The sequence below is a fragment of the Caldimonas mangrovi genome (assembly GCF_023721835.1).
GTDB lineage: Bacteria > Pseudomonadota > Gammaproteobacteria > Burkholderiales > Burkholderiaceae_C > Caldimonas > Caldimonas mangrovi.
This window is the reverse complement of record NZ_JAMKFE010000011.1, coordinates 67,510-92,853: the sequence shown is the minus strand read 5'-3', so window position 1 is coordinate 92,853 and position 25,344 is coordinate 67,510. Positions and strand designations below refer to the sequence as shown.

General features: G+C 66.6%; 21 protein-coding genes. 13 read left to right on the top strand and 8 right to left on the bottom strand.

The features are described from left to right. Positions 1-88: 88 nt before the first annotated feature. The gene (locus M8A51_RS17540; RefSeq protein WP_251779819.1) at positions 89-1,897 is read right to left on the bottom strand and encodes a glycosyl hydrolase; all 1,809 of its coding nucleotides are present in this window, start codon (positions 1,895-1,897) and stop codon (positions 89-91) included. Between the two features lie 342 nt (positions 1,898-2,239). Between M8A51_RS17540 and M8A51_RS17535 the strand changes: the two genes are divergently transcribed. From M8A51_RS17535 to M8A51_RS17515, 5 genes are read left to right on the top strand one after another with little or no spacing between them, the layout of a single operon-like run. Then, positions 2,240-3,460, top strand: coding sequence for a glycosyltransferase family 4 protein (locus tag M8A51_RS17535; protein WP_251779818.1), 1,221 nt, complete (start codon positions 2,240-2,242; stop codon positions 3,458-3,460). 5 nt (positions 3,461-3,465) lie between these two features. Further along, positions 3,466-4,617 carry a glycosyltransferase family 4 protein gene (locus tag M8A51_RS17530; protein ID WP_251779817.1) on the top strand — a complete coding sequence of 384 codons (1,152 nt, stop codon included), beginning with the start codon at positions 3,466-3,468 and terminating at the stop codon, positions 4,615-4,617. Further along, the gene (locus tag M8A51_RS17525) at positions 4,614-5,816 is read left to right on the top strand and encodes a glycosyltransferase (protein WP_251779816.1); all 1,203 of its coding nucleotides are present in this window, start codon (positions 4,614-4,616) and stop codon (positions 5,814-5,816) included. Before M8A51_RS17530 ends, M8A51_RS17525 begins: the two co-directional genes overlap by 4 nt. A 10-nt stretch (positions 5,817-5,826) precedes the next feature. Continuing rightward, on the top strand, positions 5,827-6,573 hold the full coding sequence (locus tag M8A51_RS17520; protein WP_251779815.1) for a WecB/TagA/CpsF family glycosyltransferase: 747 nt from the start codon (positions 5,827-5,829) through the stop codon (positions 6,571-6,573). A gap of 47 nt (positions 6,574-6,620) precedes the next feature. After that, entirely contained in the window at positions 6,621-7,943 is a 1,323-nt protein-coding gene (locus tag M8A51_RS17515; RefSeq protein WP_251779814.1) for a UDP-glucose dehydrogenase family protein, read from the top strand. A gap of 46 nt (positions 7,944-7,989) precedes the next feature. Here M8A51_RS17515 and M8A51_RS17510 read toward each other — a convergent pair whose 3' ends face one another. From M8A51_RS17510 to M8A51_RS17485, 6 genes are read right to left on the bottom strand one after another with little or no spacing between them, the layout of a single operon-like run. Then, positions 7,990-9,138 (bottom strand): acyltransferase family protein, encoded by a 1,149-nt coding sequence (locus M8A51_RS17510; RefSeq protein ID WP_251779813.1) that lies wholly within the window; start codon positions 9,136-9,138, stop codon positions 7,990-7,992. Beyond that, positions 9,122-10,333, bottom strand: coding sequence for a hypothetical protein (locus M8A51_RS17505; protein ID WP_251779812.1), 1,212 nt, complete (start codon positions 10,331-10,333; stop codon positions 9,122-9,124). The genes M8A51_RS17510 and M8A51_RS17505 overlap by 17 nt, the downstream gene beginning before the upstream one ends. A 48-nt stretch (positions 10,334-10,381) precedes the next feature. Continuing rightward, positions 10,382-11,860, bottom strand: coding sequence for a mannose-1-phosphate guanylyltransferase/mannose-6-phosphate isomerase (locus M8A51_RS17500; RefSeq protein ID WP_251779811.1), 1,479 nt, complete (start codon positions 11,858-11,860; stop codon positions 10,382-10,384). Positions 11,861-11,887: 27 nt separating this feature from the next. After that, positions 11,888-12,916, bottom strand: coding sequence for a UDP-glucose 4-epimerase GalE (galE, locus tag M8A51_RS17495; RefSeq protein WP_251779810.1), 1,029 nt, complete (start codon positions 12,914-12,916; stop codon positions 11,888-11,890). A gap of 16 nt (positions 12,917-12,932) precedes the next feature. Further along, positions 12,933-14,171, bottom strand: a complete 1,239-nt coding sequence (locus M8A51_RS17490) for a porin family protein (protein WP_251779809.1) — start codon at positions 14,169-14,171, stop codon at positions 12,933-12,935. A 52-nt stretch (positions 14,172-14,223) separates the two neighbouring features. Then, the gene (locus tag M8A51_RS17485) at positions 14,224-15,618 is read right to left on the bottom strand and encodes an undecaprenyl-phosphate glucose phosphotransferase (protein WP_251779808.1); all 1,395 of its coding nucleotides are present in this window, start codon (positions 15,616-15,618) and stop codon (positions 14,224-14,226) included. A gap of 278 nt (positions 15,619-15,896) precedes the next feature. Between M8A51_RS17485 and M8A51_RS17480 the strand changes: the two genes are divergently transcribed. Together M8A51_RS17480 and ubiB are read left to right on the top strand one after the other, a co-directional pair. After that, entirely contained in the window at positions 15,897-16,421 is a 525-nt protein-coding gene (locus M8A51_RS17480; RefSeq protein WP_251779807.1) for a hypothetical protein, read from the top strand. After that, positions 16,418-17,965: a ubiquinone biosynthesis regulatory protein kinase UbiB gene (gene ubiB / locus M8A51_RS17475; RefSeq protein WP_251779806.1), complete on the top strand. Its 1,548-nt coding sequence runs from the start codon at positions 16,418-16,420 to the stop codon at positions 17,963-17,965. Before M8A51_RS17480 ends, ubiB begins: the two co-directional genes overlap by 4 nt. A 49-nt stretch (positions 17,966-18,014) precedes the next feature. Here ubiB and M8A51_RS17470 read toward each other — a convergent pair whose 3' ends face one another. Then, complete coding sequence (locus M8A51_RS17470; RefSeq protein ID WP_251779805.1) at positions 18,015-19,445, bottom strand: sodium:solute symporter family protein; 1,431 nt, start codon at positions 19,443-19,445, stop codon at positions 18,015-18,017. A 134-nt stretch (positions 19,446-19,579) separates the two neighbouring features. On the opposite strand from M8A51_RS17470, the gene M8A51_RS17465 reads away from it, so the two are divergent. The 6 genes from M8A51_RS17465 (at position 19,580) to clsB (ending at position 25,342) form a co-directional block, all read left to right on the top strand. Next, a complete protein-coding gene (locus M8A51_RS17465) occupies positions 19,580-19,909 on the top strand; it encodes an FmdB family zinc ribbon protein (protein WP_251779804.1) in 330 nt (109 codons plus the stop codon). A 52-nt stretch (positions 19,910-19,961) separates the two neighbouring features. Further along, positions 19,962-20,633: a DUF502 domain-containing protein gene (locus M8A51_RS17460; RefSeq protein WP_251779803.1), complete on the top strand. Its 672-nt coding sequence runs from the start codon at positions 19,962-19,964 to the stop codon at positions 20,631-20,633. Positions 20,634-20,744: 111 nt separating this feature from the next. Next, positions 20,745-22,550, top strand: a complete 1,806-nt coding sequence (aspS, locus tag M8A51_RS17455) for an aspartate--tRNA ligase (RefSeq protein WP_251779802.1) — start codon at positions 20,745-20,747, stop codon at positions 22,548-22,550. A gap of 150 nt (positions 22,551-22,700) precedes the next feature. After that, a complete protein-coding gene (gene nudB, locus M8A51_RS17450) occupies positions 22,701-23,204 on the top strand; it encodes a dihydroneopterin triphosphate diphosphatase (protein WP_251779801.1) in 504 nt (167 codons plus the stop codon). A 2-nt stretch (positions 23,205-23,206) separates the two neighbouring features. After that, the gene (locus M8A51_RS17445) at positions 23,207-24,028 is read left to right on the top strand and encodes an endonuclease/exonuclease/phosphatase family protein (protein WP_251779800.1); all 822 of its coding nucleotides are present in this window, start codon (positions 23,207-23,209) and stop codon (positions 24,026-24,028) included. 6 nt (positions 24,029-24,034) lie between these two features. Then, positions 24,035-25,342: a cardiolipin synthase ClsB gene (clsB, locus tag M8A51_RS17440; RefSeq protein ID WP_251779799.1), complete on the top strand. Its 1,308-nt coding sequence runs from the start codon at positions 24,035-24,037 to the stop codon at positions 25,340-25,342. Positions 25,343-25,344: the final 2 nt, after the last annotated feature.

Sequence of the window (25,344 nt, the reverse complement as noted above, 5' to 3'; positions counted from 1 at the left end):
AGAAAGTGGCTGCCCTCGTTATGTGAATAAATTCGCGCGTGGCGCGAACCTACCGATCGCTCTCCTGCACCCGATCGGTAGCGGTTGCCTAATCGATCAGCACCGGTTCCCCGGTAACAAGTACACGCTGATCCGTCGAAATTTCCTCGGTCGACCCGTCGAGCCGCGCGATGCGTCGTGCATGCCATGCCTCGGGCAAACGCACCGAGACCGGCTCTTCCACAGACCATATGAGCTGGAAGTGGCGGCCATCTCGTTCGAGCCGGAACACCTGCACGCCCTTTTCGGCGCGGTAGCCGTCGACGATGCGCGCGTCCTTGATCCAGCCGGCAGCCCGCATGTAGCTGCGGCCGGCCTCGGTGTAGCTGCGAAAGTCGTTCGACAGCATCTTCTCGCCCGGCAGGCGGCCTTCCCAGAAGTAGTAGGCGAAGCCGCTGACGCCGCGCGACCACATCGTCAGCAGCGCGCGAGGCGTCAGCCCGCGCTGCTGCGCTTCGGTCAGCCGCACGGGGACGCCGTCCCCGTCCTTCTTGGGGAACGCGAGCGCGCCTTCGGTGTTCCATAGCGGCTTGTCGTCGACGTGGTGTGCGCGCATCACGCCGCGCACGTTGTCAATGAACGGCGCGATCGCCTCCGGCCCGAAGCCGTAGTACCAATGAAAGGCCACGATATCGACGTAGCGGCCCCCGCCGGCCGCAAGGAAGCGGTCGAGCCATCGCAGGCCCTGACCGGCGGTGAGTCCTGGCGACACGATGGTGTTGCGGGGATCTGCGGCCTTCAGTTCCTCGTGCGCGATGCGGGCCATCTCGACCATGGTGTCGACCGAGCCGAGGTAGAAAAGCCGAAAGTCAGGCTCGTTCCACAGTTCCCAATATGTGATGCGCCCGGCATAGCGGCGCGCCAGCGTGCGCACGTACTCGCGCCAGTCCTCGAGATTCTTGGGGGGCGCGGCGTGCCCGGCACCGTAAGGACTGTGCGACTCGGGGGCGCTCGAAGCCCATTGCGGCGTCTGCCCCAGCACGTAGAGAATCTTTGTGGCCGGACTGTGCTTGCGAATGTGGTCGACATAGAGATCGAGGCGTCGGAAGCCGGTGTTCGAGAAGTCCCACCGGTGTGGCTCGGGCTGCAGATCTTTCCACATCGTGCGCGTGTCCCACAGGCGGACGACGCCGGGATCGAACTCGGGCCAGTTCATGTGCATGCCCAGCCGCATCAGGTGCAGGCCGAACAGTTCAGGTGCAATGGGCTGATCGAGCACCGGGCGGAAGTCCTGCTCGGCGCCCGGCTCGATCTTGACTTCGTCCACCCAGACGTTGACGCCCGTTTCGACGGGGGCGATGCGCAGAGAGCCGCCTCCCCGCGCGATGGGCCGGCCCTCGAGGTCGACGCGTTGCCATTTCGGTCCAGCCTGTACCGTCGTCAACGCGAAGGCGTCGTAGGGCGGCACGTCGCGCCGCATCATGACTTCGACGCGTGTCGGCTTGTCGGCACGCAGCTTCAGCGATGCACGGTACAGGCGCCCGCGTTCATAGGGAAAGGCGTAGACGAGATGCGCGTCTCCCTTGGCGCGGTCGGTGACACGAAAGCGCTGCGCGCCACCACTGGAAGCCGATGCCGAGCCGGCCGCCGCGGCCTTGGCGCGACCGGCCTCATGCTCATAGCGCGCATTGCCCCATACGTTCACCCGAGCGCCCAGACGTGGTGGCGCCGGACGCGATGTGGCGGCAGCGGCGGACGACGAGGCAGGCAATGAGACCACCGGGTCGTCGGCGGGCGCGTGGGTGGACGCGAGGACCGGCAGCACACTCGCGGTGACCGATGCGATGGCCATCGCGAACACTCGGCGGCACCTTGCGGGCAGCGGGGTCGACGATGCAGGACGCAGCGGGCGCGACATGGCGCAGGATCTCCTGAGGCAAAGGTTGCGGGACTTGCTGGTCGGCCCCTTTTGCGTCATGCAAGAGGGAAAACCTTCGGCAAAAAAGTGAATTCGGGCGGAATGCTACCCGTGGGTGAGGGGGATGCCGTCGTTAAACATGAAACGCTGTGTGTGTCACACCCCCTTCATTGGCCCGGGAAATGCTTCAATGCGGGTCCGCATCGTGGCACCGTCTGCCGCGAGGCCCTGTCCCGGGAGGAAACACATGCACACCATATGGCTGGAACACCGGCCTGAAGCGTTCGCAGATGCACAGACGCATGCACTGCGACCGCGATCGATCACTTCACCGGTCCGTCGATGAGCACGCCACCGCGCCTTGTCGTCATCGATCAATCGCCGACGTCTCGCAGCCCGGCGGGCAGCTGCGTGCTGGCCCAGATCCAGGGGCTGATGCCCGACCACCACGTCACGGTGTTCGCGGATCAGTGGGAGTCTCCTCCGAACGAGCATCTCGTATGGAAGCGCGTGGCCGTTCCGCGCAAGCCCCTGTTGCTGCGCTACGTGGCGTTCCAGGCGCTGGTACGCCTGCGGGTGCTTGCATGGCGTCTGGCCGGTGGGCGGTCGGTGCTGGTGCAGGCAACGCAGGGGCAGTTCGTCGGCGCCGACATCGTCTATGCGCACTTCTGTCACCGTGCCTATCTGCAAGACGCCTGGAAGAAGTCCGGCGTCACCGGGCCGCGACGTTGGGCACGTTGGCTCAATCACCGCTTCAATGCCTACACCGAGGCCCGTGCGGTCATGCGTGCTTCGCGCGTCGTCGTGCCGTCGCTCGGCCTGGCGCGTGAACTGGCCGCCTGCTATCCGGGCAGCGAAGCCAAGCTCGCCACGATCCCGAACCCGGTGGACGTCGATCGCTTTGGCCGGCCGCAGGATTTCGACCGCCGGCCGGTGCGCGCCGAGCTCGGGTTGCGCAACGACAGCTTCGTTTTCGCCTTCATCGCGCTCGGCGACTTTTCGCGCAAGGGCCTGGGCCTCGTGATCGAAGCCCTCGCCGCGTTGCCGCAGCCGTTGGGCGAACGTGCGGAGGTGCTGGTGGTGGGCGGGCAGGCCGGTGAGATCGACGAGTTCCGGCAACTCGCGCGGCGTCATCTGGTGGAAGACAAGATCCGCTTCGCCGGGTTGCAATCGGACGTACGGCCGCATCTTTGGTGCGCCGATGCCTTCGTGTTTCCTTCCACCTACGAGACCTTCTCGCTCGTGATCCACCAGGCGGCGGCAGCCGGCCTGCCGCTTGTGGTCAGTCGCGGCCTCTACGGCGTCGAGGACCTGGTCCACGACGGCGTCAACGGCTGGGCGGTCGAACGCGATGCCGCGTCCATCCGTGTCGCCATGGAGACGATGCTGCAGTTGCCTGAGGACGAATTGCGGCGCATGGCCGCCGCTGCTCAGCGCGCAGTGCAGCGCTGCCACCCGAGTGTTTTCGTCGACAGCTGGCGGCGGCTGTACGCCGACATGCTCGGCACAGGATCCGGCGACGCCATGCCTGCGACACCGGCCGCCGGTGGGGGGCGCCTGTGAACGGCATGTCCGAGATCGTCGTCGTGCAGCGTCGCCTGACGGGCTATCGTGTGCCGCTGTTCGAGCGCATGCACGCGATGATGGCGCAGGCCGGCATGAAGCTGCGGCTGCTGCACGGCGACCCTACGCCGCTCGAGGCGACCAAGCGCGACAGCGGCCATATCGCATGGGCCGAGCATGTGCCGACGCAGTACCACGCCGGCGGGCGGCTGTGCTGGCAGAACTTCGGGCCGCACGTGCGCGGGTCCGATCTGGTGATCGTCACGCAGGAGAACAAGCTGCTGTACAACCTCGTTGCGCTGACGTTGCGGCGGCCGTCGCGCATTGCGTTCTGGGGTCACGGCGGCAACTTACAGTCCGACCGGCCGGACGGGCTGAAGGAACAGTTCAAGCGCTGGACCACCCGCCGCGCCGACTGGTGGTTCGCCTACACCGACATAAGCGCGGAACTGGTCAGGGCGCAAGGCTACGCGCCGGAGCGCATCACCGTGCTCGACAATGCCGTGGATACGCAGGAACTGACCGAATGGCGCCGTCGTCTCGATGACGACGCGCTCGACGCGGCCCGGCGCCGCCTTGGCCTCACCGGCCGCCATGTCGGCGTGTTTGTCGGCTCGCTCTATACCGACAAGCGCATCGACTTTCTCTTGCGCTCGGCCGAGGAGGTCCGCCGCCGGGTGCCGGACTTCGAGCTGCTGATTGCCGGCGGCGGGCCGCTCGCCTCGATGGTGGAGCAGCATGCAGGCCGGCATCCGTGGGTGCGCTACCTGGGCGTGCGCAAAGGGAAGGACAAGGTCGAGGCGATCGCACTGGCGCAAGTGATGCTCAATCCGGGCCTTGTCGGCCTCGGCGTGCTCGACGCATTCGCCTGCGGCGTGCCGATGCTGACGACCGACTGCCGGCTGCACAGCCCGGAGATTGCCTATTTGCGGCACGGTCACAACGGCCTGATCACACCCGACACGCTGGAGGACTACGTAGAGGCAGCGGTGACACTGCTGACGCAACCCGAGGCGTCGCAAAGGCTGAAGCAGGGCTGCGCCGACAGCGCGCTGCGTTACACGGTCGAGAACATGGCACGCCGCTTCACCGACGGCATCGGACGTTGCCTGGACGCACCGAGGCTCGGTGAGCGGACGGCGGAGTGGAAGACATGAGCGCCAGCCGCAACGAAGGACTCGCTGCGCGCGTGCTGATGGTCCACAACGCCTACCAGCAGCGGGGCGGCGAGGATTCTGTCTGCGACGCCGAGTTCGCATTGCTCGCCGCACACGGGCATGCGGTGCAGTTGTTCTCACGGCACAACGACGACATCGCCGGCCAGTCGCGCGTGGCCCTGGCCGCGCAGACCGTCTGGTCGACTCGTACCACCGATGAACTGGCGCGAGTCATCGACGACTTCCGTCCCGACGTCATCCACGCGCACAACACCTTTCCGCTGATATCGCCGTCGCTGTACTGGGCAGCCGACCGTGCCGGCGTGCCGGTCGTGCAGACGCTCCACAACTTCCGGCTGATGTGCCCGCAGGCCATGCTGCTGCGCGAAGGCCGGGTCTGCGAGGACTGCGTCGGCCGCTTGCCGTGGCGCGGTGTGGTGCGTGGCTGCTACCGCGGTTCAGTGGCGCAAAGCGGCGTGCTGGCCGGTACGGTGACGCTGCACCGCGCGCTCGGCACCTACCAGAACAAGGTCACGCGCTACATCGCGCTGAACCGGTTCTGCAGGGACAAGTTCGTGCAGGGTGGGCTGCCGGCGGACCGCATACGCATCAAGCCGAACTTCATTGAAAGCCATGATCGGCCTGCGTGGGCGCACCGGCACGGCGGGCTCTTCGTCGGGCGCCTGTCGGCCGAGAAGGGGCTTGACGTGCTGGCCGGCGCAGTAGGCCACCTGGGACGCAACCCGGTGTCCGTGGTCGGCGGTGGCGAACTGACGCCCCTGGCGATCGAGGCCTTCGGCGAACGCTACCTCGGCTTCCGGCAGATCGAGGACATCCTTGCGTTGATGCGTGACGCGCTCTACCTGGTGGTGCCCAGCATTTGGTACGAGAATTTTCCGCGCACGATCGTCGAGGCGTTCTCGTGCGGGTTGCCGGTGATCGCCAGCCGCATCGGTGCGCTGGCCGAGATCGTTACCGACGGCGTCACCGGGCTGCTGTTCGAGCCCGGCGATGCCGAGGACCTGGCCCGCAAGCTGCAATGGGCCGAAGACCACCCCGAGGCGATGTGCGAGATGGGCCGGGCGGCTCGCGCCGCCTATGACTCGCACTACACGCCCGAGCGCAACTATCAACAGTTGATGGAGATTTATGTCGACGCCATCGAGCATGTCCGTCAGGGTGCCCGTCAGGTCGCGTGATGGCGCGCCCGTGCTGGGCTCGTTCATCGACGCGGTCAGCTGGGACGACGCCGTCGGGCGCCTCGTGCAATGGGGCGAGCGCCGCGAGTCGCGCTACGTCTGCATCTGCAACGTGCATTCCGTCGTCACAGCGACGCAGGATGCCGCATTCCGCAGCGTCATCGACGAGGCCGACATGGCCACGCCAGACGGCGCACCGGTCGCCTGGGCGCTGCGTCGCGCAGGCTTCGACGGCCAGCCGCGCATCAACGGCCCCGACCTGATGTGGAAGTACCTGGAGGAGGCCGAGCGCCGCGGCCAGGTGGTCTTCTTCTACGGCGGCACCGAAGACACGCTGGCGAAGCTGCGCCAGGCGCTGCTGCGCGCGTTTCCCGGCCTTAAGATCGGGGGCTTGGTGTCGCCTCCGTTCCGGGCGCTGTCGGCCGAGGAGGACGAGGCCTACACGCAGCAGATCAACGCGGCCGGCACGGCGGTGCTGTTCGTGGGCATCGGCTGCCCGAAGCAGGAGAAGTGGATGGCCGCTCACCGCGAGCGCGTGCAGGCCGTGATGGTCGGGGTCGGCGCAGCGTTCGATTACCACGCCGGCACCATCAAGCGGGCACCGCTGTGGATGCAGCGCTGCGGGCTGGAGTGGTTCCACCGGCTGCTCAGCGAGCCGCGCCGGCTGTGGAAGCGCTATCTGGTCACCAACAGCATCTTTGTGATGCGCATGCTGCCCGCGCTGGTCTCGCGCCGCGCGGTTGCTCGTGGCCGCTGATGTGGCCGCACCCAGAACGAACATTTGTCAATCGAGGTTGAAACATCATGAAGGTCACGGTCATCGGTACCGGTTATGTGGGCTTGGTCACGGGCGCCTGCCTGTCGGAAATGGGCAATCACGTCGTGTGTCTCGACGTGGATCCGGAGAAGATCCGCGTGCTCAAGGAGGGCGGCATTCCGATCTATGAGCCCGGCCTGCTCGAGATCGTGCAGCGCAATGCCGCCGGCGGGCGTCTGGAGTTCACCACCGACATCGAAGCAGCGGTCGCGCACGGCACGATCCAGTTCATCGCGGTCGGCACGCCGCCCGATGAAGACGGCTCGGCCGACCTGAAGTATGTGCTGGCCGCGGCGCGCAACATCGGCCGCACGATGACGGACTTCAAGGTCATCGTCGACAAGAGCACGGTGCCGGTCGGCACCGGAGACAAGGTCCAGGCGGCGGTGCAGGACGAACTGAACAAGCGCGGCCTGAAGCTCGATTTCGCGATCGCATCGAACCCGGAATTCCTCAAGGAAGGGGCCGCGGTGGCCGACTTCATGCGCCCTGACCGGGTGGTGGTCGGTGCCGAGGACGAGCGGGCCATCCTGCTGATGAAGGCGCTTTATGCACCTTTCGTGCGCAATCACGACCGCATGATGGTGATGGACGTGCGCAGTGCCGAATTCACCAAGTACGCCGCCAACGCCATGCTTGCGACCCGCATCAGCTTCATGAACGAGCTGGCGCTCGTTGCCGAGAAGCTCGGCGCCGACATCGAACTGGTGCGCCAGGGTATCGGCAGCGACCCGCGCATCGGGTTCCATTTCCTGTATGCGGGCTGCGGCTACGGCGGCTCCTGCTTCCCGAAGGACGTGAAGGCGCTGGTGAAGACCGCCGCCGATGCCGGCCAGCCGCTCGAACTGCTGCAAGCGGTCGAGTCGGTCAACGACCGGCAGAAGCAGGTGCTGGTCGACAAGGTCGTCGCGCGCTACGGTGAAAACCTGTCCGGCAGGACCTTGGCCATCTGGGGCCTGGCCTTCAAGCCCAATACCGACGACATGCGCGATGCCCCGAGCCGGGTGGTGATCGCCGAACTGGCACGCCGCGGCGCCAAGCTGCAGGCCTATGACCCGGTCGCCACGCATGAAGCGAAGCGGGTGCTGGAAGGCACGCCGGGCCTCAGCTATGCCGACTCGGCCCGTGCTGCGTTGGAGGGGGCCGACGCGCTGGTCATCGTCACCGAATGGAAGGAGTTCCGCACGCCGGACTTCGACGGGCTGCGGGACGCGCTGGCCGACAAGACGGTGTTCGACGGCCGCAATCTGTATGAGCCGAAGCTGATGAAGACGCTCGGCATCGAGTACCACGGCATCGGCCGCACCTGAGCGTTCCACGCTGCCGCCCCTCGTCGCAGGGGCGGCAGCGTGGGGGTCAGCGGCCGCCGGTGGCCAGCGCCATCAGCCGCGGCAGCTGCCGCTTCAGCGGGAAGTACAGGGCGGTCAACAGCAGGATCAGCGTCAGCGGGATCGCGAAGTACACCGCGATCGTGGCGCCAGCCGTCTCCGGCGCGATCAGGCGGTAGGTGACCTTGCGCGCGAACGTCAGCGCCGGCTCGTGCATCGCGAAGACGAAAAAACTCGCCGGCGACAAGGTGATCAGCAGCCGCTCGAGCCGCCCGCCGTGGTGCACCCGCCCGGCGGCATAGAGGGCCCCGGCCACACCGGTCACGATCGCAGCCTTGTGCAGATAGTCGTTGATGACCCACGGTTTGCTCGACGCATCGGCGAGCACCAGCACCACGAAGACGGCCACCAGCACGGCGCCGAAGCGGTCGATCCGGCACAGGTCGATGCGACGCACGCCCAGCCAGGCCCCCAGGTAGAAGAAAAACACCCCCTCGATCGATGGGATGCCGAGGCCGATGCCGGCCAGCCAGCATGCGGCGAGTGCGAGCGCACCGGCCGCCGGCGCACGGGTCACGGCCAGGTAAACCAGCGGTGCAGCGAGCACCAGCAGGAACAGGTCGCGGATGAACCAGAACTGGTAGGCGATCGGCGGCTGCGTCAGGCCGAGCAGGGCATCGAGCCACTGCTTCGCGTCGTAGGATGCGACTGTCGGCTTGCCGCTGTTGAACAGCGGGGCGGTCCACGGCAAGGCCTGCGCAAGCGCGAACACCGCGACGACGGCGAGGTTCCAGAACAGGAACGGCACCAACAGCGTGCGAGCGCGGGACCTCAGCCGTGCGAGATAGCCGGAAGCGCTGCCATCGAAGCCGAAGAACAGCAGATACGCCGCGATCAGGAAGAACAGCGGCACGCTGACCCGTGCCACACCTTGCGAGACCAGGTCGCGCACGAACTGCGACCAGGCGGCCTGGCCAGCCGCAGCCACCGCGTATCCCGAGAGCCAGACGGTCGTTTCGTAAGCGTGAATGAACACCACACCGACGATCAGCGGAAAGCGCAGCAAACTGAGCCGCCGCGACACCTCCGCGTCGAGCGCTGCTGCTGTACGGCTCGTGGGGACGGCCGCCGCAACGGCGGCGATCGGGGCGGTGCCGGGGCTATGGGCTGTTGACATTGCGGACCGGCGTGCGGTGGATCAGGGTGGCGGCCGTAGAGTTCGACGTGTAGAGCGAAGACATCATCCCTTCCGTGTCGCCCAGTTCCCGTCGCGCGCACATGCAGCACAAGCCCAGCACGAACACCAGGTACTGGTAGTTCAATGCGTTGTCGGTGAGCATGATGATGTTGAAGTAGAGCCAGAACATTCGCGTGGCCAGCGACTTGAACCGGTAGGCGAACCAGAAGAACAGGAAGAAGACGACACCGCCGTACTCGAGCATCAGCTTCATCAGGTCGCTGTGCAGCTGGTACTTGCCGCCGTAGCCGGCTTTCTGCATCAGCACCTGATAGACGTGGCCGGCGCCGTCGCCCAGCAGCGCCAGGCCCGGCAGCGAACCGATGATGTCGCGAGCCGGCCAGTGATAGAGCCAGCGCCGGCCCATGCTGACGTGGTTGCTGCTGGCGCCCATGGTGTCGTAGATCCAGCGGTCGAAGACTCCGAGCCCGTACATCACGGCCAGCGAAAGCATCAGCAGGTTGGCCGGAATCATGAACCAGGGACGCAGCAGCCGGTCGATCATGCCGCGGGGCAGCAGGTAGACCAGCCCGCAGATCACCGTGGCGATGACCGCGATGCGCTTGAGCGCCAGGAACGCCAGCACCAGCGCCAGCAGGAAGTGCTTCCAGCGTTTCGTCAACGCCGCCCATATGGCCAGCACCCCGAACGCGTGGCCGTACGGCGATTCGAAGCTCGACTGCGACAGCAGCGGGTTGAATTTCACCTCGCCGGCCATCGCGCTGTTGCCCAGCAGCTTGACCACCGCCAGCCCCAGCACGGTACCGACGACAAAACCCCAGAAGACCTGCCACCAGGTCAGCCGGGGCCGGTAGCCCAGGCAGAACGGCATGATGCCGATCAGGATCAGGTAGATGTCCTGCCAGCCCCACAGGGTGGCCAGCGGCGCCATGGCCAGGCCGCCGATCACCAGCACCAGCATGGGCCGGTAGATGTCGGGCATGTGGATGCCGCCCATCGCCATCGCGAACGCGACGCCCATCACCGGGATCAGGTAGGTGAGATAGCGGATCGGCGAACCGAAGGCGACCCCCAGCCAGATCGTGATGAAGCAGAAGAACGCAAACAGCGCATCGATGTGCAGCGTGCCGCGGTGCTCGATGGCCGGAGGGATGTATCGGGTTCGTCTGAACATGGGGAACGTCCTCACGCTGCTCGGGGCCGCACGCGGCGAGAGACGGACTCAGGCACCCGCGGGCACCTGCGCCGGCATGCGCCCGTAGGTGTCTTCGAAGCGCACGATGTCGTCTTCGCCGAGGTAGGCGCCCGACTGCACTTCGATGATCTCCAGCGGGATCGTGCCGGGGTTGGTGAGCCGGTGCACCTCGCCCAGCGGGATGTAGGTGCTCTGGTTCTCGGTGATCAGCAGCTTCTTCTGTCCGCAGGTGACTTCGGCGGTGCCGGAGACGACGATCCAGTGCTCGGCACGATGGTGGTGCATCTGCAACGACAGGCTCGCGCCCGGCTTGACCATGATGCGCTTGACCTGGAAACGCGGGCCGCAGTCGATGCTGTCGTACCAGCCCCAGGGGCGGTGCACCAGGCGGTGCAGCGTGCATTCGCTGCGCTCGCGCTGCTCCAGTTCGGTGACGATCTTCTTCACTTCCTGGCTGCGGCTGCGGTCGGCGACCAGCACCGCGTCGGGCGTTTCGACGATCACCACGTTGTCCAGCCCCACCGCGCTCACCAGCCGGCTCGTTGCGTGGACCAGCGTGTTGCGGCTGGACGCGATCACCGCGTCGCCCTGCGCGACGTTGCCGTCACCGTCCTTCTCGCTGACCTGCCACACTGCTTCCCAGGCCCCCAGGTCGGACCAGCCCGCAGCCAGCGGCACCATCTTCACGCCGAATCCGGCTTTCGGCTCGGCCGGGCATTTCTCCATCACGGCGTAGTCGACCGACTCGCTCGGGATGACGGCGAACTCATCCTTGCCCGGGCGGATGAAGCCGTTGTCGGTGCTTTTTCCTCGCCACGCCGCTTCGGTGGCCTGCGCGATGTCAGGGCGGAAATGCGCCAGCGCCTTCAACCACACCGACGCCCGCAGCACGAACATGCCGCTGTTCCAGTAATAGCAGCCCTCGGTCAGGTAGCGCTTTGCGGTTTCGAGGTCGGGCTTCTCGACGAAGGCCGCCACCGGCTGGACGGCTCCGTCGGCACGGGTGCGGATATAGCCGAAGCCGGTGTCGGGCCGGTCGGGCTGGATGCCCAGGATCACGATGCTGCCGTCGGCGGCGGCGTCCACGGCCTGGCGCAGGGCGGCCGTGAAAGCCGGCACGTCGGTCACGGTCTGGTCGGCCGGTGTGACGACGAGGATCGGATCTTCAGCGTTGCCCATTTCGTCGCGGGCATACAGCGCTGCCAGCGTCAGCGCCGGGGCCGTATTGCGGCCCATGGGCTCCAGCACCACGGCCGCGGCGGGCACCTTCATCTCGCGCAACTGGTCCAGCGTCAGGAAGCGATGCTCCTCGTTGCCGACAATGCAGGGAGGCGCCAGGTCGATGGTGTCGTTGGCAAGCCCTTTCAGGCGCTGCACGGCCTGCTGGAACAAGGTGTCCTTGCCCGACAGGGCCAGGAACTGCTTGGGGTAGAGCGCACGGCTCAAGGGCCACAACCGCGTGCCGGAGCCGCCGGCCATGACGACGGGAAGAACAGTCTGTTTCATTGTGGAGCTCCCTGTGAAATGTCGAGGTCAGCTCGGCGAGGTGTCGCCGAAGCCTGACGGGTTCATGCTTTGCCAGCGCCACGAATCGGCGCACATGGCATCCAGATCGCGAGCGGCCTGCCATCCCAGCACGGATCGCGCCAGGGCGGGATCGGCGTAGCAGGCGGCAACGTCGCCCGGGCGGCGCGCGACGATGTCGTAGGGCACGGTGCGGCCGCTCGCGCGCTCGTAGGCGCGGATGACCTCCAGCACGCTGTAGCCGCGCCCGGTGCCGAGGTTGACGGTGAGCGATGGCTGCTGGTCGAGCAGGTAGCGCAGCGCCGCGACGTGGCCTTCGGCCAGGTCGACGACATGGATGTAGTCGCGCACGCCAGTGCCGTCCGGCGTGTCGTAGTCGTTGCCGAACACCTGCAGCTTCGCGCGCTGGCCCACCGCGACCTGCGCGACATACGGCATCAGGTTGTTCGGGATGCCGCGCGGGTCTTCGCCGATCAGTCCGCTTTCATGGGCGCCGACCGGATTGAAGTAGCGCAGGCAGGCGATCCGCCAGCGCGGGTCGGAGCGCTGCAGGTCGCCCAGGACCTGTTCGCTCATCAGCTTCGTCGCGCCGTACGGGTTGGTGGTCGACAGCGGCGCGTTCTCGCGGATCGGCAGCGATTCGGGTTGCCCGTAGACGGTGGCCGACGAACTGAACACGATGCGGCGCACGTCGAAGGCGTCCATCGTCTCGCACACCGTGAGCAGGCTGCCGAGGTTGTTGCGGTAGTAGGCCAGCGGCTTCTGCGTCGATTCGCCGACCGCCTTGAAGGCCGCAAAATGCACCACGGCGTCGATACGGTGCTGCTCGAACACGGCGCGCAGCGCGGACCGGTCGCCCACGTCCAGCCGGTGGAACACCGGGGTCTTGCCCGACAGCCGCTCGAGCCGCTTCAGTACCTCGGGCGAGCTGTTGGAGAAGTCGTCGGCACCGACCACGTCCAGTCCGGCCTGTTGCAAGGACAGCCAGGTGTGGGAAGCGATGTAGCCGGTTGCGCCGGTGAGCAGGATGGTGGGCATGGGGACTTTGCTTCGATTACTTCAACGAAAGCTGCGCGAGGCAGCTCGCGCGGCGGGACTTGTAATCGAAGCTTACGTCAGCCGAGTTGTCACCAGCCGAGCGCTGGGTCCAGCCCAGGTTGCAGCCCACCAGCCAGGCGCGGGAGATGGTGTAGGTGGCACCCAGGTCGACCACGGTGGTGCGGTCGGACCCGCTGCCGCTCTGCACACGAATGCGACGGTCGATGTAGCGCACACCGGTGTTGACGCGGATCTTCGCGGTGGCCTCGTACGAAGCTCCGACGCGCATCGTGTGGATCAGTTTGGTTTCCTGCAGCGCGGTCGGCTCCAGCGGGTCGTCGGGCGAGTCCGGCTCCTCGAAGTAGTACCCGGTTTCGTCGTTGGTCTCACGCACCAGTTGCAGGTTCAGGGCCAGCTTGCCGGTCGGCTTGTAGCGATAGCTCAGTGCACCGGTGACGCCGTCGAAGTCGCGTGCCTCGGCGACATCGTGATCGGTCGACGTCAGGCTGACGCGGGCGCTCAGCGTGCTCAGCCCGGTGGGTATCCAGGTGGTCGTGAAATCGAGGTCGCGCCGCTTGTACTTGTCGGCCGTTGTCGGCGTGTAGTTGGGGATGCGACCGCGCGTGTAGCGCGCCGACACGCCGAAGGAGATCAGGTCGCTCGGACGGTAGCGCACGCCGGCATTGACGGCGTCGGTGCGTTGTTCGCGGTTCTCGAAGGCCTCGGCGGAATAGTCCTGGTCGCGGTGGTTGTAGCCCGCTTCCAGCACCAGCAGCGATGCGCCGCCGTACTGCACATGTGCGCCGTAGTCCTGTCGCGTGATCATGTTGCGCTCGGTGACGCGCGAGGCGCCGGTGTAGCTGTCGAAGCTGGCGAGGCTGCGGTTGTTGCTGTAGCGCAGGCCGCCGCCGATGTTGCCGGCGGTTTCCAGGTCGGCACGCAGCCCGACGCCGTAGGCGGTGTTGTCGAGGTGGTCGTTGTCGCGATAGAGGTTGCGTTCGACGTGCGCATTCGCGATGAAGCGCTGCCGGCTGATCGGCTGGTTGATGCCCACCTCGAGACCGGTCGACGAAATCCGTTCGCTCTGTTCGGAGCCTTCGCGCGAGCGGAAGATGTTGCTGTCGTGACTGAACGCCTGCTTGGCCTTCAGGTAGTAAGGATTCGCTTCGGCAGCCGCCCCCGCGGACATCAGCGCGCACGCGGCGGCAACGGGAAGCTGGCGCACGAGCGCGCGACGGGCGAACAGGTATGACATGCGACCTCCTCTGTCGTATGGTGATGCCGGCGGGAAAAAACGGCTCGGTGCCTCAGTAGGCGTGCCGGTCGAAGAACATCAGGCGTGCTGTGCGCGCAATGATCAACAGGTCCAGGCCCAATGACCAGTTGCGCAGGTATTCGAGGTCGTACTCGACGCGCGCTTCCATCTTCTCGATGGTGTCGGTTTCGCCGCGGTGGCCGTTGACCTGAGCCCAGCCGGTGATGCCGGGCTTGACTTTGTGGCGCACCATGTAGGCCTTGATCATTTTGCGGTACTGCTCGTTGTGCGCCACGGCATGGGGACGCGGCCCGACGATGCTCATGCGGCCCTGCAGCACGTTGTAGAACTGCGGCAGCTCGTCGAGCGACGTCCTGCGGATGAAGGCGCCGAACCGCGTGATGCGGGGGTCGCCCTTGGTCGCCTGCTTGACCACCGCGCCGTTGTCCATGGCGCGCATCGAGCGGAACTTGTAGACGGTGATTTCTTCGCCGTCGAGACCGTTGCGCTTTTGCTTGAAGATGACCGGACCGGGCGAGCTGAGCTTGACACCGAGGGCGATCAACAGCAACAGCGGCGAAATCAGCACCAGGATCAACGACGCCAGCACGATGTCGCTGATGCGCTTGACCATCGCATTGGTGCCGGTGAAGGGGGTTTCGAGGATGCCGACCACCGGCACGCCGTTCACGTCCTGCAGCCGGCCCTGGATGATGCTGATGCCGAACACGTCCGGCACGAAGAACAGCGAGGCGGTGGTTTCCTGCAGCGACTCGAGCAGCGCCTTGATGCGCGGCTGCGAGGTCAGCGGCAGCGTGACGTAGACCTCCTTGACGCCGTGCTGCATCACGTGCGAAGAAACGTCGCTGAGCCGGCCGATGACCTTGTCGGACGCGTCCTGGTGCACCCGCATGTCGGTGCGGTCGTCGAAGAAGCCGAGGAAGTCGACACCGAAGCCTTCATGGCCTTCCAGCGCCTTGGACACCTTCATGCCGAGCGGCCCGGCACCGACAACGATGGCCGAGCGCCGCGCCTCGGGCTTGCGCGCGTTGATCTTGACGATCTCGCGCCCGGCCGCCACCGCACCCCACTGCACCAGTGGGGTGAACAACGCCCAGGCCACCAGCACTTCCTCGTCGAACTTGTCGAGGCTGCGCGTTGCATAGCCGCACAGCGCCAGGATGGCCAACAGGCTGACCCACGAGGAGGCGATGTCGACGATGGCGGTGAGGTTCGGATCCTTGAACCGGTTGCGCCCCGGAAAGGACAGCGCGAACACCAGCAGGCACAGCGTCATCGCTGCGCCGTCGACGGCCGCGCCGTAGTACTGCACGATGGCCAGGAAGCAGGCCACCGTGATCGCCGGCTCCAGGAAGGCAGCCACGAAGGACGTGACGGACTGCGGAGCGCTATAAAAGGTTCTTGTGTAGGTTCGATCTTCAAACATGGAACTGCCCGTCCACTCGGTCGCGCCCACGGAATCCGCCTGCTGTTCCCCGGCCGGTGGCCGCGGGCAGCGAAGCTTGAAATCCAAAGTGGTCCGCGGGCTGCGCGCATGCAGCCCCCCTGGCTGCACGGGACACCTCGCAATGTTTGCGCCACGCCCGAGAAAAAGGCGATGGCGCGACCGTGCCGCTCAAGTGCCGAACGATTCTCGCAGAGCGTTATGTCATTTTGGTCACGCGATCGCGGGGTCGACAGGGCCGCTGTCCCTACAATCGTTGGATGCTGCAACAACTTTCAGGCTGGGTCGGGCCCCTGCTGATCGAGCGTCTGACCCTGGCGCTCAACCACGTTCTTGCCTCTGAGGCGCAGGCTTCGGAACGGCTCAGACCGCATGCCGGACGCGTGCTTCAAGTGTTACCGAAAGGGGTGCCGGCCTTGTTGCAAGCGCCTGAACTTCTTGCGTTTCGTATCACACCGGCGGGCCTGCTCGAGGCGCTCGAGGCCGATGCACCGGGATCGAGCGACCTGCGCATCGAAATGGACCTGTCCAACCCGGCGCGGCTGATCGAGGCCGCGGTGTCGGGGCAGCGCCCGGCGGTCTCGATCCAGGGCGACGCGGGCCTGGCGACTGACATCGGCTGGCTGATGGACAACCTGCGGTGGGACTACGAGGACGACATGGCCCGCGTGCTGGGGCCGATGCCTGCCCGCCAGATCGCGCAAGCGGTGCGCCTCGGCGCCACAGCGCTGCGGCAGGGTCTGGCGGCGCTGGGACGCCTGGTGCCGGAGCGTCCTGCCTCATGAGGCGCCTGCTGCGGCTGGTCTTCATCGGTTTCATCGTCCTGCGCTACGGGCTGGACGAGATCACGCTCGGGAGCCTGCGTCAGCCGTGGCTGCGGGCGCTGTCGCGCATCGTTGCGACCGGACGCCGGCTGAATGCGCCGCGCGGCGCGAGGCTGCGCATGGCGCTGGAGCGGCTCGGGCCGATCTTCGTCAAGTTCGGCCAGGTGCTGTCGACCCGGCGCGACCTGCTGCCGCTCGATGTCGCGGAGGAGCTGGCGCACCTGCAGGACCGAGTGCCGCCGTTTCCCGCCGAAGCGGCGGTGCGTATGGTCGAGTCGGCTTTCGGGCGTCCGCTCGAAGCGGTGTTTGCGAGCTTCGACCGCATTCCCGTTGCGAGCGCCTCGATCGCGCAGGTGCACTTCGCGGTGCTGAAGGATGGCCGCGAGGTCGCGGTCAAGGTGCTGCGCCCGGGCATGCTGAGGGTGATCGACGAGGACCTGGCGCTGCTGCGCACGCTGGCCGGCGCGGTCGAGCGTGTGTGGGCGGATGGCAAGCGCCTGAAGCCGCGGCAGGTGGTGGCCGAGTTCGACAAATACCTGCACGACGAACTCGACCTGGTGCGTGAAGCCGCGAATGCCGCCCAGCTGCGCCGCAACATGGAGGGGCTCGGCCTCGTGATCGTCCCCGAGATGATCTGGGACCTGTGCACCGAGCAGGTCATCGTGATGGAGCGCATGAAAGGCGTGCCCATCAGCCAGGTGCAGCGGCTGCGCGAGGCGGGCGTCGACATCAGGAAGCTGGCGCGCGACGGCGTCACGATCTTCTTCACGCAGGTGTTCCGGGACGGCTTCTTCCACGCCGACATGCACCCCGGCAACATCCAGGTCAGCCTGGACCCGGCCACCTTCGGCCGCTACATCGCGCTCGACTTCGGCATCATCGGCACGCTGACCGAGTACGACAAGGAATACCTCGCGCAGAACTTCATCGCCTTCTTCCGGCGCAACTACAAGCGGGTCGCCGAACTGCACGTCGAAAGCGGCTGGGTGCCGCCGAACACCCGCATCGACGAACTGGAAGGGGCCATTCGCGCCTGCTGCGAGCCGCACTTCGACAAGCCGCTGAAGGACATTTCGCTCGGGCAGGTGCTGTTGCGCCTGTTCCAGACCTCACGCCGCTTCAACGTCGAGATCCAGCCCCAGCTGGTGCTGCTGCAGAAGACGCTGTTGAACATCGAGGGCCTGGGGCGCCAGCTCGACCCCGACCTCGACTTGTGGAGCACGGCCAAGCCCTTCCTCGAGCGCTGGATGAACGAGCAGGTCGGCTGGCGCGGGCTGTTCGAGCGCTTGAAGAATGAGGCGCCGCGCTATGCGAAGCTGCTGCCCGAACTCCCTCGGCTCACGCACCAGGCGTTGACGCAGGTGCCGCTGCTGCAGGCACGGCTGGACGCGTTGATTGCGGAGCGCCGGCGCACCAACCGCGCGCTGGCGGGGGTGGGCATCGTGCTGGGCGCGCTGCTCGCCGTGGCGGTGGCGCAGTTGCTGCTCGGCGCCGGGCTCTGGTGAAGAAGGTCCGGGTTGGTCGGCGCGCGGCTGCCGTGGCCGCACGCGGACGTCAGGCGGCGTGCGCCGGCGACTGCTGGGGCGCTGTCGCCGGGCCGGTCAGCCCGCCGATGATCATGCCGACCGCGCTGGCGACCAGGCCGAACAGCTGCGGTTCCACCGGCTCGTCGATGCCCAGGAGTTCCAGCACCAACCAGGTGCCCAGACCGAACACCAGCGCCAGCACCGCGCCACGGTTGTTCGCTCGCTTCCAGAACAAGCCGAATGCCAGCGGCACGAAGGCGCCCGCCAGCGTGATGCGGTAGGCGTTCTCCACCATGGTGTGGATGGTGGCATCGGTGGCCACCGCATAGGTGGTCACGACGATCGCGAAGCAGGCCACGATGATGCGCGTCATGTTCAGGAACTGCTGATCGGTCTGGCCCTTCAGGTAGGGCCGCAGCACGTTCTCGGCGAAGGTCACCGCCGGCGCCAGCAGCGTGCCCGACGCCGTGCTCATGATCACCGACAGCAACGCGCCGAAGAACACCACCTGCAGCCACACCGGCATGCGCTCCAGCACCAGGGTCGGCAGCACCAGTTGCGAATCGATCGCAGTGAGCCGCGCGACCAGCGCCGGGTCGATCTGGCTGGCACTGTAGGCCAGGAAGAGCGGCACCGCTGCGAAGAAGAAGTACGCGACTCCGCCGAGCGCGGTGCTCCAGACTGCGACGAACTCGTTTTTCGATGAGTTGACGCGCTGGAACACGTCCTGCTGGGGGATCGAGCCCAGCGCCATCGTCAGCAGCGCTGCCGTCCAGCCGAGGATGTCGACCGCGTCGAGCGTCGGCAGCCATTCGAACTTGCCCTCAGCGGCGGCCTTCGCCACCACATGGGCGACGCCGCCGGCCTGGCTGGCGGCCTCGCCGGTGACCAGCAGCAGCCCGACGACGATGACGATCATCTGCACGAACGTGGTCACGGCCACCGACCACATGCCGCCGAACACCGTGTACAGCAGTACGACACCCATGCCGATCAGCATGCCCTGGTTCATCGAGACGGCGGAGCCCGACAGCACGTTGAACACCAGCCCCAGTGCAGTGATCTGTGCCGCCACCCAGCCCAGGTAGGAGATGACAATGCACATCGACACCGCCAGCTCGACCGAGCGGCTGTAGCGCGTGCGGAAGTAGTCTCCCAGCGTGAGCAGGTTCAGCCTGTAGAGCGGCCTCGCAAAGACCAGGCCGAACAGCACCAGGCACAGCGACGCGCCCAGCGGGTCGGAGATCAGCCCGCGGAAGCCCTCTTCCAGGAAAGTCGCCGAAATGCCCAGCACGGTCTCGGCACCGAACCAGGTGGCGAACACCATGGCCATCACCATCGGGAAGGGCAGATGGCGGCTGGCCGTGATGTAGTCGCGCGCGCTGTGCACCCGCCGCGATGCGTATAACCCGATGCCAATCGACACCGCCAGATAGACGAATACAAGGGTCAGCAGCATCGGGGCATCCTTTCGCAGGAGGGATAAATGCGCGCGGATTATAGGTGTGGGGCGCCGCGCGCCCAATGCACGAAACGTGCCCGACGTGGGCCACCTATAATTGCGGGCTTTGCGTTTCCCTTCTTGGTGGCGGTATGCCTATCTATGCTTACAAATGCGAGTCCTGCGGGCATGGGCAGGACGTGCTGCAGAAAATCTCCGACCCGGTGCTGACCGATTGCCCGAAATGCGGCGCTTCGGCTTACCGCAAGCAGCTGACCGCAGCCGGCTTCCAGCTCAAGGGTTCGGGCTGGTATGCGACGGACTTCCGCGGCGGCGCGTCCAACGGCTCTGCCGCTGCGTCGAAATCCGATGCGAACGGGTCGCCCTCGTCATCCGAATCGTCTTCCCCGAAGAGCGAAGCGAAGGCTGATGCCGCGGCGGGGTCCGGCGGCAGTTGCGGCAGCTCCTGTGCCTGTCACTGAGCCTCGCGAGGCGTCCCGTCCTGCTGCCGCGCGCGCGCCCTTCGGGCACGCGGTGAGGACCTACATCATCACCGGCCTGCTGGTGTGGTTGCCGCTGGCCATCACCGTCTGGGTGCTGCTGTGGGTGGTGGGCCTGCTCGACGGCGTGTTCATCTGGATGATGTCGGCCGCGCAGGCCATCACGCCGGAAACGCTGCACCCGGCACTGGAGCGGCTGGCGAAGATTCCGGGTCTCGGCGTGCTGCTGATGCTGATCGGCATGTTCCTGACCGGCCTGTTCGTCGCCAACATCTTCGGCCAGTGGTGGTTGAAGCAATGGGACCGGCTGCTGTCGAGCATTCCGATCGTCAAGTCGATCTATTCGTCGGTCAAGCAGGTCTCGGACACGCTCTTTTCCAGCAGCGGCAATGCTTTTCGCGAGGCGGTGCTGATCCAGTACCCGCGCCACGGCGCGTGGACCATCGCCTTCGTCACGGGGCGCCCGGGCGGCGAAGTCGGCGAACATCTGCACCCCGAGGACTATCTGAGCGTCTACGTGCCGACCACGCCGAACCCGACCTCCGGTTTTTTCCTGATGCTGCCGCGTGCCGACGTGGTCGAGCTGAAGATGAGCGTCGACGAGGCCCTGAAGTACATCATCTCGATGGGGGTGGTGGCGCCGCCTGCCATCCTCGACAGCCAGGCCAGGCCGCTGGTCGAACTGCCGCGAAATCCGCAGGGTTGAGCGGCCGGCTCCCGTTCAACCCTCAGGGCTTGCGATACAGCCCGCCAGTGCCACCGCATTTGCAGCCGTTGCGGGCTGCGCGAGCCTCGAACAAGCATTTGGAGTGATTCCATGAGAACGACATACGCAGGCCTGGTCAGCGAAGCGCTGATGGGCCAGACCGTGACCCTGATGGGCTGGGCCCACCGCCGCCGGGACCACGGCGGTGTGATCTTCGTCGACCTGCGCGACCGCGAAGGCCTGGTGCAGGTGGTGTGCGACCCTGATCGGCCGGAGATGTTCAAGACGGCCGAAGGCGTGCGCAACGAGTTCTGCCTGAAGGTGACCGGCAAGGTGCGTCCCCGCCCGGCCGGCACCGAGAACGCCAATCTGACCAGCGGCAAGGTCGAGGTGCTGTGCCATGAGCTGGAGGTGCTGAACCCCAGCGTGACGCCGCCGTTCCAGATCGACGACGAGAACCTGTCGGAGACCACCCGCCTGACGCACCGGGTGCTGGACTTGCGCCGGCCGTACATGCAGAAGAACCTGATGCTGCGCTACCGGGTGTCGATGGAGGTGCGCAAGTTCCTCGATGCCCACGGCTTCATCGACATCGAGACGCCGATGCTGACGAAGAGCACGCCCGAGGGCGCGCGGGACTATCTGGTGCCGAGCCGCGTGCATGACGGCCACTTCTTCGCGCTGCCGCAGTCGCCGCAGCTGTTCAAGCAGCTGCTGATGGTGGCGGGCTTCGACCGCTACTACCAGATCACCAAGTGCTTCCGCGACGAGGACCTGCGCGCTGACCGTCAGCCCGAGTTCACCCAGATCGACATCGAGACCTCCTTCCTCAGCGAGCAGGAGATCCGCCAGATGTTCGAAGGCATGATCCGCACGGTGTTCCGCAACGTGATGGACATCGAGCTCGGCGACTACCCTGTCATGACGTATGCCGACGCGATGCGCCTGTACGGGTCGGACAAGCCCGATCTGCGCGTCAAGCTCGAATTCACCGAGCTGACCGACGTGATGGCCGACGTGGAGTTCAAGGTCTTCTCGAGCCCGGCCACCGCCAAGGGCGGCCGCGTTGCCGCGCTGTGCGTTCCTGGCGGCGGCGAGATGACCCGCGGCGAGATCGACGCCTACACCGAGTTCGTCAAGATCTACGGCGCCAAGGGCCTGGCCTGGATCAAGGTCAACGACATCGCCAAGGGCCGCGAGGGCCTGCAGTCGCCGATCGTCAAGAACCTGCACGATGCGGCCTTGCAGACGGTGCTGGAGCGCACCGGCGCCAAGTCCGGCGATCTGATTTTCTTCGGCGCGGACAAGGCCAAGGTGGTCAACGACGCCCTGGGCGCTCTGCGCGTCAAGATCGGCCACAGCGACTTCGGCCGCAGGAGCGGCCTGTTCGAGGACCGCTGGGCGCCGCTGTGGGTGGTCGACTTCCCCATGTTCGAGTTCGACGAGGACGAGCAGCGCTGGAACGCGGTGCACCACCCGTTCACCGCGCCCAAGGATGGCCACGAGGACCTGATGGATACGGCGCCCGACCAGTGCATCGCCAAGGCCTACGACATGGTGCTCAACGGCTGGGAACTGGGCGGCGGGTCGGTGCGTATTCATCGCGCAGACGTCCAGAGCAAGGTCTTCCGCGCATTGAAGATCGGTGCCGAGGAAGCGCAGATGAAATTCGGCTTCCTGCTCGACGCGCTGCAATATGGCGCGCCGCCGCACGGTGGCCTGGCTTTCGGCCTGGACCGCCTGGTCACGCTGATGACCAAGGCCGAGTCGATCCGCGACGTGATCGCCTTCCCGAAGACCCAGCGGGCCCAGTGCCTGCTGACCGGTGCGCCGAGCATGGTCGACGAGAAGCAACTGCGCGAGCTGCACATCCGCCTGCGCAATACCCAGGCTGCGCCCGAGGCCAGCAAGGGCTGACAGCGCTCGGCTCCGAACCCAAGGGCGGCTGCGGCCGCCCTTGGTCGTTTTTGCGCCCGGTCATCACGTCGGCGTTGCACTGACGGCACGCGGGCGTGCGACTGGGACACAATCAGCCGAGCGACGCCGATTGCGCGAGGACATCGAGACGTGAGTGCCCGCCCCTACAAGATCCCCGAATCCGTGCTGGTCGTGATTCACACCCGCGACCTGCAGGTGCTGCTGCTCGAGCGTGCCGACCAGCCCGGCTTCTGGCAGAGCGTGACCGGTTCCAAGGACAGTGCCGAGGAGCCGGCGCTGTCGACCGCGGTGCGCGAGGTGGGCGAGGAAACCGGCATCCGCGTCGTCGAATCGCCGCGCACCGGGCAGCCCGAAGCGGCGCTGGCCGGGCTGCGCGACTGGGGCCTGCGCAACGTCTACGAGATCTACCCCGTGTGGCGCCATCGCTATGCTCCCGGCGTCACGCAGAACACCGAACACGTGTTCGGGCTCGAAGTGCCAGCCGGCATCCCGGTGACGCTGGCACCGCGCGAGCACCTGTGCCACGCGTGGCTGCCCTGGCGCGAGGCGGCCGACCGGTGTTTCTCGCCGTCCAACGCGGAAGCCATCCTTCAACTGCCGCGGTTTCTTCCAGACCCATCGGCCCTGTCGTAGCCATGGCCACCAACCCGCTCAATTCCACCGTCCTGCCGTCCGGCGACACCACCGGTGCATCCGCCGACGCCGACCTGCTGCGCGTGGCGACCTACAACATCCACAAAGGCGTGCGAGGCGTGGGCCCGGGCAAGCGGCTGGAAATCCACAACCTCGGGCTCGGGATCGAAGCGCTCGACGCGGACCTGGTCTTCCTGCAGGAGGTGCGCAGCTTCCACGACCTGGAGGCCAAGCAGTTCCAGCGCACCTCGTTCGGCTGGCCGACGCTGCCGCAGGCCGAGTTCCTGGCGCCCGAAGGCTACGAGGTGGCGTATCGCACCAACGCCTTCACACGCGGCGGCGAACACGGCAACGCGCTGCTGTCGCGCTGGGCGATCGGGGACGTCGGACACCACGATGTCTCCGACCATCGCTTCGAGCAGCGCGGGCTGCTGCACGTGCCGGTGCAATGGCAGGACGTCGAGCTGCATGCGATCGTGGCGCATTTCGGACTGATCCATTCGAGCCGGGTGCGGCAGGTCGAACGGCTCGCCCGTTTCATCGCCGACACCGTGCCGCCCGGTGCGCCGTTGATCGTGGCCGGCGATTTCAACGACTGGGGCGAAAAGCTCGACTCGCTGATGACGGGCTGTGGACTCACGCGCGCGGTGGCGCCCAGCGGCAAGCGGCCGCTGACCTTTCCGTCGCGCGTGCCGGTGTTCGCGCTCGACCGCATCTATGTGCGTCGGCTGAAGTGCATGTCCACCTTCGTGCCGCGTGGCACCACCTGGGCGCGCATGTCCGATCATCTGCCGCTGGTGGCCGAGCTGCAGCTGCAGCCCTGAACGGCAATGGCCTGGCCGACCGACCCCCGTGTCCCCGACCACCTGCGCACCGGGCCGCTGGCCTGGTATGCCCAGTCGCGCGCGCACTTCGTCGGCGGCAATGTCGTGCGCCTGCTGCGCGGTGGTTGCGAGCTGTTTCCGGCGTTGGTGTCCGCGATCGACCGGGCGCGCCATGAGGTCTGGTTCGCGACCTACATCTTCCATGACGACGATGCCGCGCTCGGCGTGCGCGACTGCCTGGTGCGCGCCGCGCAGCGCGGCGTGCGGGTGCGGGTGATCGTCGACGGCTTCGGGTCCTGGGCCACGCTGCCCAAGCTGCTGACCCACCTGCGCGAGGCCGGGGTCGGCGTGGTCGTTTACCGCCCGATCAAGGGATGGTGGAGCTGGCTGAAGCCGGGGCTGCTGCGGCGGCTGCATCAGAAGCTGTGCGTCGTCGACGGCGAGGTGGCTTTCGTCGGCGGCATCAACGTGATCGACGACCTGCTCGACCTGCGGCACGGCTGGTGCGAGTCACCTCGACTCGACTACGCGGTGGAGTTGCGCGGGCCGGTGGTCGTGCCGATCGAGCAGACCGCCCGCGCGGTGTGGACGCGCGCATGCTTCGGCCGCGACTGGCGCGACGAATTGATGGAGCTGGCCCGCTCGCCGCACCGCGTGGCGCGCGCCAAGCGCTTCCTGCGGCGTGTGCAGAACACCCGCTGGGCCGGGCTGGAAGGCAAGCTGGCCGACCTGCGCCCGGTGCGCGCGGCCTTTGTGGTGCGCGACAACCTGCGCCAGCGCCGCACCATCGAGCGCAGCTACATCGAGGCCATCCGCCATGCGCGCGAGCGGGTCGACGTGGTGTCGCCGTATTTTTATCCCGGGCGCGCCTTCCGGCGCGCACTGCAGCTGGCCGCCCGGCGCGGCGCCCGCGTACGGCTGGTGCTGCAGGGCAAGCTCGACTACCGGATCGCAGGGCTGGCCGCACGCGTGCTGTACGACGAGCTGCTCGCCAGCGGCGTGCACATCTACGAGTACATGCCGGCCTTCCTGCACGCGAAGGTGGCACTGGTCGACGACGACTGGGCAACCGTCGGTAGCTCCAATATCGACCCGTTGTCGCTGCTGCTGAACCTGGAGGCCAACGTGATCGTGCGTGACCGGCAGTTCGTCGGCGAGTTGGCACGGGAGATCGACAAGGCCATCGCTGTCTCGCACGAGGTCACGCGGCCCGAGCTGGGCATGCCCAACTGGTGGAGCAGGCTGCGGCGCGGCTTCGTGGCTTGGTGCGCACACGTGTACCTCCGCGTGGCGGGTGCGACGGGGAGGTATTAGGG

Excerpts from the sequence above, each read along its gene's own strand:
- galE (WP_251779810.1), bottom strand. The coding sequence starts at position 12,916 with ATGCCCACCATCCTGCTCACCGGCGCAACCGGCTACATCGCTTCCCAC.
- M8A51_RS17480 (WP_251779807.1), top strand. The coding sequence starts at position 15,897 with ATGCTGCAACAACTTTCAGGCTGGGTCGGGCCCCTGCTGATCGAGCGT.
- M8A51_RS17485 (WP_251779808.1), bottom strand. The coding sequence starts at position 15,618 with ATGTTTGAAGATCGAACCTACACAAGAACCTTTTATAGCGCTCCGCAG.
- clsB (WP_251779799.1), top strand. The coding sequence starts at position 24,035 with ATGGCCTGGCCGACCGACCCCCGTGTCCCCGACCACCTGCGCACCGGG.
- M8A51_RS17510 (WP_251779813.1), bottom strand. The coding sequence starts at position 9,138 with ATGTCAACAGCCCATAGCCCCGGCACCGCCCCGATCGCCGCCGTTGCG.
- M8A51_RS17505 (WP_251779812.1), bottom strand. The coding sequence starts at position 10,333 with ATGTTCAGACGAACCCGATACATCCCTCCGGCCATCGAGCACCGCGGC.
- M8A51_RS17540 (WP_251779819.1), bottom strand. The coding sequence starts at position 1,897 with ATGTCGCGCCCGCTGCGTCCTGCATCGTCGACCCCGCTGCCCGCAAGG.
- M8A51_RS17535 (WP_251779818.1), top strand. The coding sequence starts at position 2,240 with ATGAGCACGCCACCGCGCCTTGTCGTCATCGATCAATCGCCGACGTCT.
- M8A51_RS17490 (WP_251779809.1), bottom strand. The coding sequence starts at position 14,171 with ATGTCATACCTGTTCGCCCGTCGCGCGCTCGTGCGCCAGCTTCCCGTT.
- ubiB (WP_251779806.1), top strand. The coding sequence starts at position 16,418 with ATGAGGCGCCTGCTGCGGCTGGTCTTCATCGGTTTCATCGTCCTGCGC.
- M8A51_RS17530 (WP_251779817.1), top strand. The coding sequence starts at position 3,466 with ATGTCCGAGATCGTCGTCGTGCAGCGTCGCCTGACGGGCTATCGTGTG.
- M8A51_RS17515 (WP_251779814.1), top strand. The coding sequence starts at position 6,621 with ATGAAGGTCACGGTCATCGGTACCGGTTATGTGGGCTTGGTCACGGGC.
- M8A51_RS17465 (WP_251779804.1), top strand. The coding sequence starts at position 19,580 with ATGCCTATCTATGCTTACAAATGCGAGTCCTGCGGGCATGGGCAGGAC.
- M8A51_RS17470 (WP_251779805.1), bottom strand. The coding sequence starts at position 19,445 with ATGCTGCTGACCCTTGTATTCGTCTATCTGGCGGTGTCGATTGGCATC.
- aspS (WP_251779802.1), top strand. The coding sequence starts at position 20,745 with ATGAGAACGACATACGCAGGCCTGGTCAGCGAAGCGCTGATGGGCCAG.
- M8A51_RS17500 (WP_251779811.1), bottom strand. The coding sequence starts at position 11,860 with ATGAAACAGACTGTTCTTCCCGTCGTCATGGCCGGCGGCTCCGGCACG.
- M8A51_RS17445 (WP_251779800.1), top strand. The coding sequence starts at position 23,207 with ATGGCCACCAACCCGCTCAATTCCACCGTCCTGCCGTCCGGCGACACC.
- M8A51_RS17525 (WP_251779816.1), top strand. The coding sequence starts at position 4,614 with ATGAGCGCCAGCCGCAACGAAGGACTCGCTGCGCGCGTGCTGATGGTC.